The organism is uncultured Pontibacter sp. (assembly GCF_947495565.1).
Lineage (GTDB): Bacteria > Bacteroidota > Bacteroidia > Cytophagales > Hymenobacteraceae > Pontibacter.
The window spans coordinates 116,088-133,000 of sequence record NZ_CANLZM010000009.1 but is presented as its reverse complement, the minus strand read 5'-3'; the positions used below and the strand labels follow the sequence as shown (position 1 = coordinate 133,000).

Here is a 16,913-nt window from a genome sequence, read left to right as displayed (position 1 = left end):
TAGAGGTGCCATAAAGGGAAATTTACGGCAAAGATAGAAGAACTCAGCATACCTTTTGCTTCTATTCTCAGCAGTACAACTTACAAGCTCATACTTCTTACATGATGATAAAGCAAAACCTATACTTGTTGCTGATGCTGCTATTGCTGCTTGTGCCATACACGGCCACACGTGCTCAGCAACAGGATTTTTATACTTCAGCTACTCGGCTTTTGCAAGGCCACGTGCAGCAGGGGCAGGTAAACTACCGGAGCCTCAGGCAAAGTCAGGCCGAACTGCAGCAGCTGGTAAAGCAAATTGGTGGCTATACTTTAAAAGAGGCATCTGCTTCGGAGAAAAAGGCATTTTATATAAACGCTTACAATTTGCTGGTGCTGCACCAGGTGCTGAAGCATTATCCGCTTAAATCGGTGATGAATGTGGAGGGATTTTTTGATCGTCAGGAGTTTATGGTGGCCGGGGAAAGTATGACGCTAAACGAGCTGGAAAAGCAGAAGCTACTGGCCAATTATCCGGATGCGCGTATTCATTTTGCTCTGGTCTGTGCTGCTAAGTCCTGCCCGCCACTGCTGAACAAAGCTTATACCCCAGCGGATGTAGAACAGCAGTTGCAGCAGCAGGCTGTAAACACACTCCGGCATAATGACTTCATCCGGGTGCAGCCAAAGGAGCAGCGGGTGCTGGTGTCTGAGATCTTCAAATGGTATCAAAATGATTTTCTGAAGGAAAAACCTTCCGTTAAAGCCTACATCAACTCTTTCAGGCTTAAGCCTATACCTGCCAGCTATAAATTAGGCTACTATACTTACAACTGGCAGCTGAATGAGGCAGGACAACAATGACATTTCCAGTGTAAAAATTATGTTAAGTATAGCTTTTGCAAAGCCAACTACAACTCCCGAGCAGCGTATATCACTGTATAACTAACTAGACTTTGTAAAATGGATAATAAAGAAGAAGATAAAAAGAAAGCCCCTACGGACGAAAACAACGTGAATAGCGACTACAACAAACGCATGACCATGGGCAACCACCCTGATCCGTCCGCTAAAAGGAACATTGGCCCTGATGGCTATACAGAACGCGCAGGCCAAAAAGACAAGTTAAAGAACCTGCACATAGGTGGAAATGAAGCGACAGGCTATGGTGCTAACGATCCGAATAGTACTGAGTCTTTCTCGCAAGGGCCGGGTTTCGGGGTAGAAGGAAGTGACACAGGCATGGACGACGATGTAGCCGGTATCCGCAGAGGCGACCAACCGTTGGGGGAAGACAAGAAGAACCCTGACGATGCAGATTACAGCCGCAGGTAATGAAGTATAAATTTATCATAAACAGCAAAGGGAGCCGATTTCGGCTCCCTTTGCTGTTTATGATAAATCCGTTCGAAGAAGGCCGACAGGTGTGGCGGCCTTCTTCATCTTGGGTGGTGGGGGGTTAATTGTCTTTACTTACAGCTATAAACTTAACTTCTGATATAGGCTGCTTCTTATAGTTAGCATAGGCCTGCAGTTGGTTAGAATTCAGGAAAGCAGTCACCTTTTGGTCGTATGCTACGGCAAGTTCCTTAAGTTGCTGGTCCAGCAGGTCTGCATTGCCATTGGCGTTTTCCAGAACTTCTTCTGTAGCAAGCATGCGCTCACGGTTAATCTCTTTCAATTTGATATAGCCAATCTCATTCAGACGAAGCTCTTGAGCCATGGCACGAGTAATTTGGGTGCAGCGTTCCTCCGCCTCACGGCTAAGCTTAAACGGCGACTGAGCGAAAGTAGCAGTACTGATAAGGAAAGCGACAATAAGTAGTAAAACGTTTTTCATGAGGTTAGTAAGCTAAGTAAAAAGTATATTATAAGTATAAATGAGAAACTTATAAAGCAGCTATATAGCTATATAGTGCCTTTGAAGTTATTTTAGCTTACGGACCTCTTTTTAATTATGTTGTTCTATTTTTAGAAATTTTTTGAAAACAACAAATAAATGTAAAATTGAAAATAATAATATTTATATTATTATATATAGTAATAGTTCTTTCTATGTAGTACGCATAACTGCTGGGAGAGGTGGTAGAAGGGCATAAAAAAAGCCACTAGTTTGCAGTGGCATTCATTATATAGTAGTAAAACGACTATAAAATATAGTCTTCCCTGATCAGGTTTAGTATCTCAGGAGATAGGGGCTTTGAGAAAAAATCTTTCACTTCAATGTGAGTTTTAGCGCATATAATATCCTCTCTGTCTACAGCTGAAGACAGCATAAACAGGCAGCATCTTCCGGTGGCGTGCTCCGGCAGTTTTCTATACTCTTCCAGAAACTTCCAGCCATCCATACCGGGCATGTTAATATCTAAAAATATTAAATCAGGGAAATCGCTAGGGTTCAACTCAGCAATGTGCCTCAGGTTATTCAGGGCGTCTTCTGCCCATTCGTAACTAATTACATTTTCTGCAAAGTTTTCGCTTTTGATGATCGTTTCGCAGACAAAGTTATTTATCTGGTCATCATCAATAAGAACCACTTTTTTTAATACTTGCATTAACAAAGTTTGTTTATAAGTAGATTTTGAACATGGTGCCCTCACCAACCCGGCTGTCTACTTCAATTTTACCATCCAAAAGATCGACTTGAGTTTTAACAAGGTGCAAACCTAAGCCTCTGCCTTCTATGTGGTGATGAAAGCGTTTGTAGAGACCAAATAGCTTGCCCTTTTCCTTTGCAAGATCAATGCCGAGTCCGTTATCGGAAATTTCAATGCAAATATAATCCTTTTGTCTAGAACTTCTTAAACAAATCTTAGGTACGCGATTTGGGTCTCTATACTTGAGTGCGTTTGTTAAAAGGTTCAGCAAAATACTGTGCACATAGCTTCTTAAGGATACAACCGAGCAGGCTTCGCAGAAATTGTAAGCAATCTGCGCTCCTGTTTTTTCTATCTCGAGAGTCAAACTTTTTAAAATGTCTTTTAGAATATCTTCAAAGTATACTTGCTCCGACACGTCCAAAATCTGACCACGTATGGTAAGTATGTCATTCAAATCCCTGATGGTGTGGTCTAGGTGCTGCGCTGACTTGGCCAGGTTTTCTACTACCTTTTTATTTGATTCTGCCTGGGGCTCAATCTTATTGTAAATAGATGTCAGGCCAAGTATGTTGGCGATTGGTGCCCGCAGGTTATGCGATACAATGTAAGCAAACTGCTTTAAGTTCTGGTTCTGAACCTGCAACTGCTCAGTCAGTACAATTCGTTTTGCCTCTATGAGTTTACGCTCATTAATATCGGCCACAGATCCGTCTATTCTGATTATTTCGCCATTCTTACCCAACATTGGCGACATGCGCAGCAAAATCCATTTCGTTTTGTTATCGCGGGTGATAATGCGCATTTCATGCTGGATTTTCTCGCCTGCTAAAATTTGTGTATCTAAAATAGTCTGCAACTGCGGCAGATCTTGCTTATAAATAACCTTTGGCCATAAATGCTCTTGTTTAAACTCCTCCTCAGAGTACCCGGTCACTTCACGGCACTGCGGGCTGATATAAATGATTTTTAGCTGAGCGTCCGTAGAAAGTATAATTTCAGGTATATTTTCAATAGTAGACTGAAAACGGTTTCTGGCTTCCCTGATTTCCTGCTCTTTTTGCTTCTGCTCTGTTATATCCTGAGTAGTGCCTGTAATCCTAATAACCTGGTGGTTGCTGTTAAAGTATGGCTCCATGGTTTGGTGCAGGTACTTTTGGGTGCCGTCTTCAAGTATAATGCGATGCTCAGTTACCACCTGTGTGCCTTCCTCCGACACCCGGCAAAAATCCTGCATGACTCTTTCTTTGTCTTCAGGATGAAAAAATCCGGTAACGCTGTTAATAGAAGGAATGAAGGTAAGGGGCGAGATGCCGTAAATGGTATAAATGTACTCTGATAGGGTCAGAGTTTCTTTCAGTGTATCAAACTCCCAGTTGCCGATTTTTGCCAGGTTTTGTGCGCGGGCCAGTTTTGCCTCACTGTCTTTTATAGTGGCTATGGTTTTGTGCTGCTCCGAGTTGTCGTGTATACTTAGTGCAACTGCAATTACTTCCTGGTCCTCAGTCAGGATAGGGCGGTAAGCTACTTCAAACCAGAGCTCTCCGGAACCTGTTTCATACTGTACAGTCTTACCCTCTAAGGCCTGTGCATGAGATGCTACTAATGTTTCTTTAAGCTCTTCTGAAGTATAAGCAAGTATACTTTGCCCAGCCTTCAGCTCATTCAGCGTAATTTGTTTTACCTCAGCTGCGGCAACTGCATTAAACAAAATGATGTTCAGTTCTTTGTCTAACAGGTAAATAGCCTGTGGGGAGCTATCCAGCAGCGCGCGCAGGTTGGCCTCGCTTGTTATCAGCTTTGCCTGGGCCTCTTTCTGATCTGTTATATCTATAAAAGTGCCGTTGTATAACACAGTGCCGTCATTTTTAGAGGAAGGCAAGCAATGCCCACGAATCCAGGTCCATTTCTCCTGTGCCTTGTTCCAGATTCTTAAATCGTGAATCCAGGGCTTAAACTCGCAGGTGGATGCATCTATACTTCGGTTCACGCCATCCAAATCCTGAGGGTGCACAGCCTCAAAAATAATGTATGGGTCAATGTAAACTTCCTCAGGAGTAACATCAAAAAGATTGGCTATACCGTCGCTTACAAATGGTAAGCTTATGTTGCCGTTTTCATCCCGTTTGTACTGGTACACAGCCCCCGGTATACTAGAGCTCACCTCGCGCAACTGCTTCTCATTTCTGGCCAGCTCTGCAATAAACTCTTCGCGATCCTGAACATTTTCGCAAGTAACCAGGCGCGGGGAAATATTCTCCTGTTCCTTAATAGGGTGCGACTTTAGGTTTACCTTGAACAGTGATCCGTCCTTGCGCTGGTGCAGAGCGCCTTCAACAACAGCATCAGAGCGCTTGTCAAGCTGATCAAGGATGCTTTTAGTGCTTTCAATGTCCTTAGTAGGCCGCAAGCTAAAAACATCCATCTGAAGAAACTCCTCCCTTGTATAGCCATATTCTTGCATGGCAGCCTCGTTTACTTCCAGAAATTTAAATGTATCCTGGTCATACACCCACATAGGGATAGGGTTCTTTTTGAACAGCCGCTGAAAATGCAAACGGGTTTCATTCAGGGTTTGCTGCAGCATTTCCCGCTCTCTGATCTCCTTGTTGAGTTTCTCGTTCTCGTGCTGCAACCGCTTCGTTACTTTGTTAAAAGCAAAAGCGGCCCACACAATCAAAAATACCACCAACAGGATCAGGAGGATATGCTCATCCACTAATTGTGAAAAAGCAGGAACAAAGCTATTGGTATACTCATGGGCAGAAACCGTCAGCTCCTTATTAAGGCTGATGAGGTTTGCCTGATTACGCATGTAAAAAGCGCCCATATGCGCTGATGAATAGGCTATGGCTTCCTTCTGCTGTTGCTTGCCAGATAACTCTAGCAGGCTGTCTACGTGGAAATGGTAAGTATCAAGATCTTCGCTCAGGTTGTGCAGCTTTTGCAATTGCCCAGGCTGTTCCAGCACATAATGCAGTTCTTGAATGGTAGCTTGATTAGCGATGTAAGCCTGTACCAGCTGCTGCTTTAAACTGTCTTTTTTAGAGACGTCCTGTGTATTGAGGTGCGCTCTGAGAAGAGTTTGTGTAGTCTCCTTATTCTCGAACAGCTTGTTTACCAGCTCCAGCCGTTTATAAATGTGCTGTATATTAGTATTATGCTCTTCCTGAACGCCTTTGGTTTGCACATAAAAAAACATACCAACCATCAGCAAGGCAGCCAACATGCTGTAAAAGGAGATGCCTATGTATCGTATGATGCGTTCATACCCAAGATGTTTATCAGAATGCTTCATTTGCAGCCTTTAAGCTGTATACTAAAGGGTTGTAATCTTATTTAATCAATTTAATAATGATGAATTGCTATTGTACAATAAGTGACATATGCTGTTCATCGGTTAAATATAAGGACGTCAAATCAAAGATCTAGATTAGTCACTAAAAAGGTTGATTATTCAATATTTATGGTATTAAAGTGCAATTGTTGGTAGGAGTGTTAAAAATTAGATAAGTTGATAAAGTGCAATATTCGTACTTTGATGCTTACTAGCCAATTAATAAGTCTGAAGTATGCAAAGGCAAGTAAAATTTATAATGCTTACCGGTAATTATGTAACAAGGTAGCGTAAGTGTAGGTGTACCTTTGTATCAGATAATTAAATAAAAGAAATGGCAGCTGTAAAAGATAAAAAACTTACGAAGGCCACTTTTCCGGTAGAGGGCATGACTTGCGCCTCGTGCGCCAATAGTATACAAAGTATGCTGCAGGCCCGAAAGGGAGTGGCAGAGGCTAACGTGAACTTTGCCGGTAAAACCCTGCAGGTAACTTTCGATGAGAAAGAGGTAAAACCTGGCCAACTTCGCGAAACAGTGCAGGAGATAGGCTTCGATATATTGATTGAGGAAACAACGCAGGAAGAACTGGAAGAGCGGCAGGCAAGGTCGTTAGCGCTTTTAAAGCGCAAAACTATAGTGGCTGGCGTGCTGGCGCTGCCGGTATTTATACTTGGCATGTTCTTTCACGATACTTTTGCCTGGGGTAACTGGGCAATGCTTATACTTACCGCACCGGTATTGCTGTGGGCGGGGCAGCGCTTTTTTGTAGGAGCATGGGCGCAGGCAAAGTATTTCCGTGCCAATATGGATACGCTGGTGGCGCTGAGCACAGGTATCGCCTTCGCTTTCAGCTTGTTCAATACAGTGTATCCTAAGTTTTTCCTGAGCCGGGGACTGGTGCCGCATGTTTACTATGAGGCGGTGGCTGTCATAATTGCGTTCATACTTTTAGGTAAATACCTGGAGGAGGGAGCGAAAGACCGCAGTTCGTCGGCTATTAAGAAGCTGATGGGGCTGCAACCTAAAACCGTTCGGATAGTGCGCAACGGCACCGAGATGAACCTCAAAATTGAAGAGGTACAGGTAGGCGACAGAGTTGTGCTATTGCCGGGTGAGCGTGTGCCGGTAGATGGAAAGGTGGCCGCAGGCACCACTTATGTGGATGAAAGTATGCTGAGTGGCGAGCCTTTGCCAGTGCAGAAGCAGCCAGGAGATGCCTTGTATGCCGGTACCATCAACCAAAAAGGCAGTGTGCAGATTATAGCCGAGAAAACCGGTGGCGAAACTATGCTGGCGCACATTATAAAACTTGTGCAGGAGGCGCAGGGCAGCAAGGCGCCGGTGCAGAAAATGGTGGATAAAATTGCCGGTATCTTTGTACCGATTGTGCTGCTGGTTGCTGTGCTGACTTTTGCTGTCTGGTTGTTAGTTGGTGGGGAGGCCTATCTTACGGAGGCGCTGCTGTCAACAATTTCTGTGTTAGTGATTGCCTGCCCATGCGCACTTGGCTTAGCCACTCCGACGGCTATTATGGTAGGAGTGGGCCGCGGTGCTGAAAATGGTATACTTATAAAAGATGCCGAGAGTCTGGAACAGGCGCACAAAGTAACTGCCGTTATACTTGATAAAACTGGCACCATTACGCTAGGTAAACCCTCTGTTACGGATGTGGTGTGGGCACAGGATACACAGGAGCAGGACCGACTAGAGACGCTGTTCTTTTCAATGGAGGCGCAGTCGGAGCACCCCATTGCCCAGGCAATTTATACTTACTACAAGGACCAAGGCAAACAAGCCCTGCAACCGGACTCATTCAACAGCCTTACAGGGTTAGGTATTGAGGCCGAGTATATCAAGAAGCGGTATTTGGCCGGTAACGAAAAGCTGCTGCGCCAGCAGGGCGTACAACTACCCGAACAAATGCTACAGGCGGCAAGGCAACTGCAGGAAGACGCCAAAACCGTGATTTTCTTTGCTGATGATAAAGAGGCGATTGCCGTATTTGCCGTCAGCGACCCTATCAAGCCTGCCGCTGCCGAAGGCATAAATGCGATGCACGATGCCGGGCTGGAAATCTACATGCTCACCGGAGACAATAAGCAAACAGCCGCTGCCGTAGCCCGCCAGGTTGGAGTGGAACATTTCCAGGCCGGCTTATTACCGACGGATAAAGCTGACTTTGTTAAAGAACTGCAAACCCAAGGCAAAGTAGTGGGCATGGTGGGAGATGGTATAAACGATGCGCAGGCACTTGCTACCGCTGATGTAAGTATAGCCATGGGGCAGGGAACAGACGTGGCAATGGATGTGGCAGGCATAACCCTCATGCGCTCTGACCTGACGCAGGTGGCTAAAGCTGTTAAACTATCCCGGGCAACCGTGAAAACCATTCATCAGAACCTGTTTTGGGCCTTTATCTATAACGTTATCTGCATTCCGGTGGCGGCAGGCGTTCTTTTCCCGTTCACAGGTTTCCTGCTAAACCCGATGATAGCGGGAGCCGCAATGGCCTTGAGTTCCGTGTCTGTGGTAACGAATAGCCTTCGCCTAAGAAGCAATAAATTGTAAAGTGTAATTAATATGTTAAATTGATAATCATAAAGTATGGAAACCTATAAATTTAAGACTAACATAAATTGCGGAAGCTGTGTGCGTGCCGTTACGCCTCACCTGAATAAGCTGGAGGGGGTGCAAGAGTGGAAAGTGGATACTGACAATCCTGATAAAGTACTGGAGGTAAAAGCTGATGCCGCCGATGCGCAGGCTATTAAAAGCACTTTAGAAAAAGCTGGTTTTCATGCAGAGCAGATCTGAAGTATAATAAATTGAGTTTTACTGTGGGCTATCTGGTTTTATATCAGTTAGCCCATTTTGCTTTTTGAAGTTGCTGAAGTCTTTCCCTACGGCGAAAACCGTAGCTTTCTGCCAAGGCAAAGCCCGCAAACACGGTGGTGCTGATAAACAAACCTAAAGACTCCCTGGCTTCTTCAATGTTTTTGATGTCGCCGCCACCGATGCTGACTCCCTCAAAACGCTCCGGCCACATAATAATGCCGCCAGCCGCAAACACTGCAGCGGCCGCCCATAGTATACCGGTAGTGGCTTTACCTGCTGCGATAGCAAAGCACAGCAAGGCTGCTATGCCGTATACTATCATCCAAATCATCGGGTCCGGATCATTATATTGCAAGGCAATAAAAGATAGAAATACCAGGCCGAAAAGTATGGCGGTTAATTTTTTTAAAAGCATAGTGTTGGGGTTGTGTTATTGCCATACTGTAAAGCCACTATATTGGTTGCACCCGGCTGCTTTTTCCAAAAGAAAAGGACAGCTAAAATAGCTGCCCCGTTTCTGTCTCTCAAACTAAACCATTATTTAATATTTACCATGCCCATTCCGGGCAAATTATCTTGCGTGTGTTGCGCAGCTTAAACCCGAGCACAACTTCGTGGCTGCCTGCGCTTGCCTGCCCAAGCGGGGAGGTGGTGGCATCATAAGAGTAAGCCAAATCTAGCAGGTGGTTGATGCTAATGCCCGCCATAGCTGCCACAGATTCTTTATGCCTGTAGGTAATGCCCGCCCATAGTCTGTCGGCGTAAAGGGCCTTCATGGTAGCATCCACTGATAAAGGACTCGGCTGTGCCATTTTTACCATTACCGAAGGTATCAACGCGAAGTATGGAGCTACATCCAGGCGGTAACCGCCGGTAACATAATAATGCTGCTGTAAAGAACCTTCGTTATCGGATACTGTATTGTCGGCAACAAACTGGCGCTTGCTCGGAACAAGTTGCGCCCCTGCTACGCCGGCATAAAAATTCCGGGAGTAAAGCCACAGGCCCATTGTTAAATCGAATTTCACTTCGTTTACGCGGCCATCGTAAATAGCTGGGTCATGCAGGCTGTTGTTGGCCAGTTTTACACTTGCCGGGTCAAGGCTGTACTGAATAATGCCCGGCTGCACACCTGCCGACACCTTAATATTGCGTGAAAGCGGCTGGTGATAGGCATAGCTGGCCGAGATGCTCCCGCGCTTTAAAGGGCCAGTTTCTGTCGACATCGCCATCAGGCCGAAACCGTGATGCGGCCGCGACTTCCGGTAAATATTCGACGATTTCATACTTGACTCTTTCGCCATGCTGCGTCTGCCGCCATAAGTGCTTCCGCCGGGCTTGTTTACCGGCATGTGCAGTGAAACATAGTATGACTGCGGTGCACCTTCCAGGCCCGACCACTGGTGGCGCGTTCCTAGCTTCAGGTCTGCGTAATCCTCTATACCTGTTATGGCAGGGTTAGCGAGGTAGTTGTTTAAAGTATACTGTGTGTACTGTGGCCGCTGCTGGGCAAAGGCGCTGCCAGCCGCAACCAAAAACATCACTCCAAAGGCTAAAAGTTTGTTCATAGATAATTGGCTTATTTAACGATCGTAACACTGCCAGTTAATGGCTTTTCGTTTTGGTCTAACTTGATAATATAGTAGTAAGTAGCCATTGGCAACGGATTTCCGTTCTGGCGGCCATCCCAAGGTTGCTTGTATCCTTCGGAGCTGAAGACCACGTTACCCCACTGATTGAAAATCTGCACCTTACAATTGCTATACTTGTCAATATTTTCGATTTCCCAAGTGTCGTTTATACCATCCTGGTTCGGTGTAAAGGTGTTCGGGATGTCAACAAAAGGCAGTACCACAACTATCACCTCATCAGTAAAAGTACAGCCGCCTTCCGTCGTGGCCGTTACTGTGTACACGGTAGTTTTCTCGGGCGCAATGGTTGGGTTGGCGATGCTCGGGTTGTCCATGCCTTCAGCCGGAGACCAGCTGTAAGTAAGGCCGCCGCTGGCTTTAAGCTGTGTGCTTCTGCCTTTTACCACTGTTACATCAGGGCCTGCAGTTAGCTCCGGTTCCGTTACTTTTACCGTTACCGGCTGGCGCTTACTCGCGCAGCTCTTTACCTCCTGCACATAATAAGTGGTGGTGTGCAGCAGTACTGGTGTTCTGAAAGTGCTACCCGTGGCAAGTGGCGTTCCGCCTGCCGCACTGGCATACCACTCCAGCCTGCCTCCTTTGCCTGTAGCGGATAGTGTAGTGCCGGTTCCGGCGCAAATGCTGGCTCCCTGTGCCACCGGCATATCTGGCAATGGCGTTACCCTTACCTCAACACCATTGCTGATAAGCGAGCCGCACGAGGAGGAAGTTACCACTCTTCTGAACCAGGTGTTTTCTGTTAGCGGGCTAGGGGTATAGTCCTTTCTGTCGTTCTGGCCCGGAGCAGGCGTGTAAATACCGTTGCGGGCATTGCTTTGCTCCCACAGGTAAGCAGGTTCTCCGCTGCCGCCTGTTGGCTCAGAGCCAGCCAGCGTAGCCGGCGCCTCTCCGTAGCAAACCGTCTGTGTATTCGATAGCACCACATTGTTGCTTAGCTCAGGCTTTACAGTTATCAGCACAGCATTACTGATATCTGTGTAAACGCCGGAAGTAGCTACGCGGCGGAACCAGGTGTCTTGGGTAACAGGACCTGGCTGAAAGCTCTGCCCATCGTTTGGCGAGCCATTATAGCCTTGTGCCGTCACAAAGCCAGTTTTATCGTTCTTAGTGCTGCTTTCCCAGCGGTAGTTAAAGTTACCTTCGCCGCCTTTTGGCTGTTCGCCCTCTAGGGGTGCAGGCACGTTACCGATGCAAATCGTCTGGTCTGATTTGATGACGTTGTTGGCAATCTCCGCTATCACTGAAATCAGGATCTCATTAGATGGCACCTCACAGCCACCGGACATAATCACGCGGCGATACCAAGTGTCTTGGTACAGCGCTCTCGGGAAAGTATAGTCGGCGTTCTGATTGTTTCCTTCAGCAGGTTCAAAATTGCCGCCTTCCGTTCTGCTCTCCCAGCGGTAGGTATACTTGCCGTTTCCACCTGTAACAGGAGTCGTGTTAAGGCCCGTAAGCGTAGCCGGTTTTGTGCCGGAGTAAATGTTTTGAGACGCTTTAATGTTATAATTCTCGATGTTCGGGTTTACCGTCACCGTAATAGGATCTGAGTAGCTGGTACAGCCGTCCGAAGTGACTTTGCGGCGGAACAGGGTAGTTCTGCTCAGGCTGCCTGGCTGGTAGCTGCCGTCGGCGCTGTTGTTGGTGCCTGGTGCCGGCATATAGTCGGTTTGATCGAGGTATTTATACTCCCAAGTATAGTTATACTTGCCCTGCTCGCCGCCTGTGGTAGGCGTAAGGCTGATAAGCAGCTCAGGAGTGCTGCCTTGGCATATTTCCTGGTCGCCCGCAATCAGGTTCAGCAGCTTAGGGTTTACCTTAACGGTTACAGGGTCGCTGGTGCTTACGGCGCAGCTGCCAGACATGACCACTCTTCTGAAAGTTGTGGACTCCATTAGGTTCGCAGCTGTCCAATCTTTTGTGCTGTTGCCACGGCTGTTCGGAATCTCCCTGTACTCGCCACCTGCAGTTTTGGACTCCCAGTAGAAAGTATAGCTGCCCGTGCCGTAGCCGCCCTCTGGTGCCTGACCGGTAAGTATGGCTGCGTCTCCCTCACAGATAGTTTGCGTGCCTGTGATGATGTTTTTGCTGATAGCAGGCATCACCCGCACCATAATAGCATTGCTTGTAACTGCTGGGCAGGAGCCGGACTGTACTACGCGCTTATACCATGTATTGGTAATGAGTGCTGCGGTTGGCTGGTAACTGGCCGAATTACTGTTTTCTATTTTTTTGAAGTTGGTGTTGTCTTCGCTCACATACCAGATATAGGTGTAAGGTTCAGCGCCTCCGGCCACTACACCCTGAATCTCTGCAGGAATCTGGCCGGAGCAGATAACAGGTACTTCGCGAAGCTCATTTTTTGTAAAGGCCGGAATCACCTCCACTTTCACTGCTTCAGATTCCTGTGCGCAGCCGTCAGAGTATACCACGCGCATGAACGAGGTTGGCAGCGCCAGCCCCTCCTGCGATTGATAGATTTTGCCCGTTGCACCCGTAATGATGGTGAAGGTAGTGCCGTCCAGGCTGCTCTTCCACTGGTAAGTATAAGTGCCTGCACCGCTGCCGCCAATCGGCTCAGAGCCTGTTATGGTTAAAGGCGCGTTAGCGCATACTATTTCCGGGGCTTCAATGGTGTTGTTATCAAGTATAGGATTTACGGTTACCTGCACTTGTGTTCGCGGGCCGGCGCAGTTGCCTATAACCGCCTCCGCAAAAAATACTGTTGTTTGTTCTACAGTTGGTTCAAATACTTTGTTTCCCTGGCTTACCACTAAGTTGGCGCTGGCATCGTACCAGTTATACTTACTAGCGGAGCCTTGTGCTACCAGAGTGGCTTTGCCTGCTCCACAAATCAACACAGGCTCTATAACCGGGGCTGCAATTTCTGGACGTACTAGCACTGTTACTTTAGTTCGTGGGCTGGCACACTGGTTCTCGCCAATGTGCTCTGCATAAAAATCAGTTGTAGTAGTCAGTTGCCCAGTTTCGTAACCAACGCCAGCCGGAGTAGTGCCCAGTAGTTTGCCCCCGTTCAGTTGGTCGTACCAGTTGATGCTGCCCGTCTGTACTTCCGCCTGAAGTATGGTTGCTGTGTTATAGCAAATGTCTTTTAAACCCGATACAGCAGGTGCTGCCGGTAATGGCTTTACCGTAACCTCCATTTGATCTGTAGTAAAGCAGGTGCCGGTATACACAGTATAAGTAACAGTATAAGTGCCCACTTCTGAAGGAGTAAATGTTCCATCCTCCGAAACATACCTGGACCCGCTCCACTTGCCGCCCGCAGGACTTGCGCTAAGTATAAAATTGCCTTCGTTCAGGCAGACTTCAAGGCTTTTCTGCGCTACCGCCGCCTGCGCAACATCTGTGACGTTCACCGTCATTTGGTCGGAGTTGGTACAGCCTTTGGCGTCTGTGTAAGTATAAGTCAGCACAAAGGAGCCTTTGCCGTTAGGTATAAACTGGCCGTCAGAGTTCACGAATTCACCGCTCCACACACCACCAGAAGGGCTTGCCTGCAACTGCAGCGGAGTAGGATCATCACAGACGGTAAGGTCTGCTCCAGCGTTAACCTCTGGAAGCGGGTTAACAGTAACAGTAACTGTGGCAGTGCTGCTGCAGCCAGTGGCGCTGTTATATCCTGTTACAGTGTAAGTCGTGGTTTCAAGCGGACTTGCCGTGATTTCTGCACCTGATGTGGCACTCAGACCCGTGGCAGGAGACCAAGAATAGCTGTTGGCGCCGGTGGCGGAAAGTATAGCCGCACCTTGTCCCAGGCAAATTTCCTGAGTATTTGAGGATACCTGCACTTCTGGCAGCGGATTCACCTCTAAAGTAAAGGTTGTGGTGCTGGTGCAGCCTGTTTCTGAGTTGGTGCCGGTAACGGTATAAGTTGTTGTTTCAGTTGGATTCGCGGTTAGAGTGCTGCCAGTAGTGGCGCTCAAGCCTATGGCAGGTGCCCAAGTATAAGTATCAGCGCCCTCTACCTGCAGCGTAGTGCTGCTGCCTATGCAAAGAGCTGGCTCCGTTGAAGTGACTTTCAGATCTGGTAACGGATTGATTACGATCTGCTGCGTTGCTGTTTCAGAAACACCGCACTCGTTGGTAGCTGTTACACTGACAAGATAAGTGCCCGCCTCGCTGAAGCGGATGCTCGGGTAAGCCGAGCCTGCTTCGGTGCCATCTCCAAAAGCTGTTGCCCCAGGGCCTGTAATAGACCATTGGTATTGGCTGATGGTGCCCTGTTGAGCATCGTAAACAGGTGCGTGTGCTGCGTTTTCCTCAGAAAAGAGAATTGTTTGAGGGCCGCAGTATACCTGTTGCTCCGGCAACCGCACTTGCGGCTTATCCTTAATAATAATTGTTGTTTCCTTAAGTGATGTTTGGCAGTTGTTGCCGGCTGTAAGCGCTATGACATATGTGCCCGACTTGCTAAACTGAAACCCGGCATCGCGAGAGCTAGCGGTAGTGCCTTGCGTAAACTCCCAACCCTCGGCAGGGCTCACCTGCCAGGTATAGGATGCCTCAGGCCCGGTAGAAGTATTGGTTGCCGTGAACACAGCCGGAGTACATGTGTTGTCGCCGTTAAAAGTAAAATCAGCAACAGGAGGCTCTTCTATTGTTATTACCTTCTCGATAGTGCTGGAGGTACATTTTGTGTTAACACCAGTAGGAGTGGAGGTAAGCCGGATAGTATAAGTGCCAGGCACTGTAAATATTACAAAAGGATTGTTTGACTTAAAGTTGCCGGTAGTATACTCCCAGCCCTGCGCTGGAAAAATTTCCCACTCTACCACATAGCTGCTGGCGCTGCTTCCATTGGCGGCGTTCGCGTTAAATCCTGCAATTGTTTTGTCAGAAAGTTTAATCGGGGTGTTCAGACAGGCCTTGCCAATGCCAAAATCAGCAATAGGCCCTTTGGAAATCCTAATGCCGCCCACCGTGGCTGGCGTGGTTCCGCAAGGGTTGGTGGCTGTAGCGCTCAGTGTAAAGGCACGCCCAACCTTCTGCATGGAAGATTCCGTGAAAGTATGCTCGATGGTTTTAGGCAGGTTGGCGTGTGTAAACGTCATGGGAGCCGAGCCGTCATCAAACTGAAAGGTATAAACAGTCTGAGCTGAGTTGCCTTCCGTGTTAAGAATATCGAATATAAAGGTAGCAGGAGCACAGTCGTTAGTGTTACCGCGGCTCGCCAGGCCAAGGCTCGGGTTACTGCCGATAAACACTCGTTCTTCGTGAGTGCTGCTGCAGCCGTTGGTGTCGTAAGCAGTTACCGAAAGCTTAAAAGAACCGCCAGACCTGTAGGTGTGCGCGGCGGTTTCAAACTCTTGCCCTAACGTGTTGGTAGTGCCGTCGCCCCAGTTTATCTCGTAACGGGTGTTTGAATCCTTCGTGGTAGAGGCGTTTTCTATTGTCAACTCGAAAGTTGAAACATTGCCGGCATAGCTACAGGAAGTAAAGAAATTGATTGGGTCAGCCACAGTGGCATCGGGGCCATTTGTCACCAAGAACTCCTCGGAATTGCTTTCGCAGCCATCTGCCTGAGCGGTTGTGACACTGTAAGTGCCTGGCTGGGTAACGGTTATGCTTCGTGTAGTGGCTCCGTTAGACCACAGGTACGTATCTGCCTCGCTTGCGGAAAGTACAACATTGTCAGAGCCGCACAGGCTGCCGGCGGAGGTGATAGAGGTAGTACAGTCTTGGGCGTAGGTGTAGTTTGTGAAGGCACTCCAAAGCTGCAGCAGGAGCAGACATAAAATGCCTTTGGCAGGTAGACGCATATACTTGGGCGGTAAATTTTCTTTATATAGTTCTTAATTTAATGGCAAATACCAGTTGCTAAATCCCAGCCTTAGGTTTACTTAAACCCTTGCGCACAAACAGCACGGTCGCGGGAGTTTTATAAAAAGGTGTCAATATCAAGCTTGTGCTGCTAGCGAACTCATCAAGTATAAATACAATAGGTGCTAATGCAGATACACCACGAATAAGTATTATTGAAGGTGCTAAAGTTCAATCTCCAGAGGTTTTTTTTGCAATTATTTCTACAAGAGCAAAACATTAAAAAATTGTAAAGCGTATACAGCTCGTTTTTCGGTAGTTAACCGGATAATTGCCTATAACGGTAGAACATAGTTCTTTATCAAAATTCCGTCTCTCCCATGTTTTCTCTTAAACTCCTCTTAGCAATAGTAAAATTAGATTAATTGCACATTTTTCAAAAGCTTAATTATAGGTTTTTGCAGTAAGTCCATGAAAAAAGTCTTATTTATATAAATGCTTGTTTTTGTGGATTTAATTTAGCTTTATATAAAAATAATTATATAAAATGAACTTTAATACATACTTTGCTGCCCCTCTTTAAAGCCAACTTCAGGAGCGACTCCATATAAAGATTTAACATAGTTTAAATTATATATTCAATAAATATTTATTTAAATAACACACTACGCTAATATAGTAGCGATGTAGCTATATGCTTAATTATTAGGGGTTTTTAATATATAAATA

The 16,913-nt window shown here is 46.8% G+C and carries 10 protein-coding genes; 4 read left to right on the top strand and 6 right to left on the bottom strand.

Going from position 1 to position 16,913, the window contains the following annotated elements; all coding sequences use genetic code 11:
* The first annotated feature begins 101 nt into the window (after positions 1–101).
* A complete protein-coding gene (locus Q1B04_RS12720) occupies positions 102–842 on the top strand; it encodes a DUF547 domain-containing protein (RefSeq protein ID WP_299759265.1) in 741 nt (246 codons plus the stop codon).
* Between the two features lie 99 nt (positions 843–941).
* Complete coding sequence (locus Q1B04_RS12715; protein ID WP_299759263.1) at positions 942–1,313, top strand: hypothetical protein; 372 nt, start codon at positions 942–944, stop codon at positions 1,311–1,313.
* A 124-nt stretch (positions 1,314–1,437) separates the two neighbouring features.
* Here the strand turns inward: Q1B04_RS12715 and Q1B04_RS12710 are convergent, their stop codons facing one another.
* From Q1B04_RS12710 to Q1B04_RS12700, 3 genes are all read right to left on the bottom strand, one after another.
* Entirely contained in the window at positions 1,438–1,818 is a 381-nt protein-coding gene (locus Q1B04_RS12710) for a hypothetical protein (RefSeq protein ID WP_299759261.1), read from the bottom strand.
* Positions 1,819–2,125: 307 nt separating this feature from the next.
* Entirely contained in the window at positions 2,126–2,533 is a 408-nt protein-coding gene (locus Q1B04_RS12705) for a response regulator (protein ID WP_299759259.1), read from the bottom strand.
* 13 nt (positions 2,534–2,546) lie between these two features.
* Positions 2,547–5,873, bottom strand: coding sequence for a PAS domain-containing sensor histidine kinase (locus tag Q1B04_RS12700; RefSeq protein WP_299759257.1), 3,327 nt, complete (start codon positions 5,871–5,873; stop codon positions 2,547–2,549).
* Between the two features lie 373 nt (positions 5,874–6,246).
* On the opposite strand from Q1B04_RS12700, the gene Q1B04_RS12695 reads away from it, so the two are divergent.
* Together Q1B04_RS12695 and Q1B04_RS12690 are read left to right on the top strand one after the other, a co-directional pair.
* Positions 6,247–8,481: a heavy metal translocating P-type ATPase gene (locus Q1B04_RS12695; protein WP_299759255.1), complete on the top strand. Its 2,235-nt coding sequence runs from the start codon at positions 6,247–6,249 to the stop codon at positions 8,479–8,481.
* A 36-nt stretch (positions 8,482–8,517) separates the two neighbouring features.
* Entirely contained in the window at positions 8,518–8,727 is a 210-nt protein-coding gene (locus Q1B04_RS12690) for a heavy-metal-associated domain-containing protein (protein WP_299759253.1), read from the top strand.
* Positions 8,728–8,770: 43 nt separating this feature from the next.
* Here the strand turns inward: Q1B04_RS12690 and Q1B04_RS12685 are convergent, their stop codons facing one another.
* From Q1B04_RS12685 to Q1B04_RS12675, 3 genes are all read right to left on the bottom strand, one after another.
* Positions 8,771–9,163, bottom strand: a complete 393-nt coding sequence (locus Q1B04_RS12685; protein ID WP_299759251.1) for a transmembrane 220 family protein — start codon at positions 9,161–9,163, stop codon at positions 8,771–8,773.
* Positions 9,164–9,296: 133 nt separating this feature from the next.
* Positions 9,297–10,316, bottom strand: a complete 1,020-nt coding sequence (locus tag Q1B04_RS12680) for a type IX secretion system membrane protein PorP/SprF (protein ID WP_299759249.1) — start codon at positions 10,314–10,316, stop codon at positions 9,297–9,299.
* An 11-nt stretch (positions 10,317–10,327) separates the two neighbouring features.
* Positions 10,328–16,183: a gliding motility-associated C-terminal domain-containing protein gene (locus Q1B04_RS12675; RefSeq protein ID WP_299759247.1), complete on the bottom strand. Its 5,856-nt coding sequence runs from the start codon at positions 16,181–16,183 to the stop codon at positions 10,328–10,330.
* Positions 16,184–16,913: the final 730 nt, after the last annotated feature.